The following is a 2,218-nucleotide window of genomic DNA, read 5'->3' on the forward strand; positions in this document are numbered from 1 at the left end:
AGATGTGTATAAGAGAGCTGGCCGTACCACCCCTCCACCACCTGCGGGCCCGAGACGCCCAGCCCCAGGCAGAAGCGGCCGCCGGAGAGGTGGTCCAGGGTCATGGTGCTCATCGCGGTGGCGGTGGGGGTCCGCGCGGAGAGCTGCACGACCGCCGTGGACAGGCGGATGCGCTCGGTGAGCGAGCCGTACCAGGCCAGCGGGGTGAAGGCGTCCGAGCCCCACGCCTCGGCGGTGAAGACGGTGTCGAAGCCCGCCTTGTCCGCGGCCACCACGAGGTCGGCGTGATTGGCGGGCGGCTGCGCGCCCCAGTATCCCAGCTGCAAGGCGAATTTCATGGGCACCAGTGTGGCCCACGCCGCGGACGCCCCGCGATCGGCCCGCGGAAACTCACACACGGTCGGGTGGAACGTGTTCTACTTACGGGCGTGACGTCCAGAGACATCGTTGTCGACATCGCCCCGCCGGAACGGCCCGTCCTCTCGGCCTCCCTGAGCCCGGCCTTCGATTACACGCGCTCGACCGGACCGGTCCTCGGCGCGTTCTTCACCGGCCTGCGCGACGGCCGCCTCGTGGGGGTCCGTGACTCCCGCGGCGCCGTGCACGTGCCGCCGGTGGAGTTCGACCCCCACACCCACGAGGCGCTGACGAACCTCGTCGAGGTGGGCTCGGGGGCCAAGATCGAGGGCACGGTCGCGGGATGGACCTGGGTGCCCGTGCCCACCGACCTGCACCGCTCGGACTCCCCGTTCGCGTGGGCCCTGGTCCGGTTCGACGGCGCCGACACCGCCCTCCTGCTCCCCCTGGCCGCCGACGGCCCCGAGGCCGTGAGCACCGGGATGCGCGTGCGCCTGCGGTGGTCCGCCGAGCGGACCGGGACCATCCACGACATCGCGTGCGTGGTCCCCGCCGACGCCCCCCCGGGCGCCGGGGAGGGCCACGACGACGAGACCCCGCAGCCCACCGGCGGCGAGCCCGTCTCCGTGGTGATCACCCCGATCGGCCTCTCCGTGACCCACACGGCGGGGCCCGCCGAGAGCGAGTTCCTCCGCGCGATCGTGCAGGGCCGGATGCTGGGGCGGCGCCGCTCGAACGGGCCCGAGGTCTACGTCCCGCCGCGCGACTACTGCCCCTCCGACGGGGTGGCCATGGGCGAGTACGTGGAGGTGGCCGACGTCGGCACCGTCACCACGTTCGGGATCGTCAACGTGCCGTTCGCCGGCCAGGAGATCAAGCCCCCCTACGTCACCGCGTACATCCTGCTCGACGGCTCGGACGTCCCCATCCAGCACCTGGTGCTGGGGTGCGAGGCCTCCGAGGTGCGCATGGGGATGCGGGTGCGCGCGGTGTGGACCCCCGAGGCCGACCGCCCCGCCTCCATGAAGGCCATCAGGCATTTCGAGCCCAGCGGCGACCCCGACGCCGACCCCGACTCCTACGCACAGCACCTGTAGAGGACACCCGTGACCCCCACCGCACCCCGGGACGTGGCCGTCGTCGGTTTCGCCCACGCCCGCCACACCGAGTCCACCTTCGGCACCACCAACGGTGTCGAGATGCTCGCTCCCGTCTTTGCCGAGTGCTACCGGCAGACCGGCCTGGACCGCACCGACATCGAGTTCTGGTGCTCCGGATCCTCGGACTACCTGGCCGGCCGCGCCTTCTCCTTCATCTCCGCCGTGGATACCATCGGCGCCGTGCCCCCCATCTCCGAGTCGCACGTGGAGATGGACGCGGCCTGGGCGTTCTTCGAGGCCTACCTCAAGATCGCCTCCGGGCAGGCCGACACCGCGCTGGTGTACGGGTTCGGCAAGGCCTCCGCCAGCACCGACCTCGACTCGGCCCTGGCGCTGCAGCTCGACCCGTACACCGTGGCCCCGCTGTGGCCCGGCCGGCACCACCTGGCCGCCCTGCAGGCCCGCGCCGGGATCGACGCCGGGCGCTGGTCGGAGGCCGAGATGGCCTCCGTGGCCGCCCGCGCCACCGGCCGGGACGAGAAGGACCTCATGGCCGAGCCGTACATCGCCGACCCGCTCCGGCCCCACGACTGCCCCCCGGTCACCGACGGCGCCGGCGCGATCATCCTCGCCTCCGGCGACCGCGCCCGCGAGCTGGTCGACACCCCGGCGTACATCACCGGGATCGAGCACATCGCCGACTCCGCCGAGTTCGGCGCCCGCGACCTCACCGACTCCCCCTCGGCCCGCGCCGCCGCCGT

The 2,218-nt window shown here is 72.8% G+C and carries 3 protein-coding genes; 2 read left to right on the plus strand and 1 reads right to left on the minus strand.

Features of this window, described 5'->3' with window-relative positions; genetic code table 11:
• Positions 1 to 338, minus strand: a 338-nt coding sequence (locus B4M60_RS15115; RefSeq protein WP_291085915.1) for an LLM class flavin-dependent oxidoreductase, incomplete at its 3' end; no start/stop codon positions are given.
• 90 nt (positions 339 to 428) lie between these two features.
• Between B4M60_RS15115 and B4M60_RS15120 the strand changes: the two genes are divergently transcribed.
• On the plus strand, positions 429 to 1,454 hold the full coding sequence (locus B4M60_RS15120) for a Zn-ribbon domain-containing OB-fold protein (RefSeq protein ID WP_291085917.1): 1,026 nt from the start codon (positions 429 to 431) through the stop codon (positions 1,452 to 1,454).
• Positions 1,455 to 1,463: 9 nt separating this feature from the next.
• Positions 1,464 to 2,218, plus strand: a 755-nt coding sequence (locus B4M60_RS15125; RefSeq protein WP_291085919.1) for a lipid-transfer protein, incomplete at its 3' end; no start/stop codon positions are given.

The organism is Dietzia sp. UBA5065 (genome assembly GCA_002415925.1).
GTDB lineage: Bacteria > Actinomycetota > Actinomycetes > Mycobacteriales > Mycobacteriaceae > Dietzia.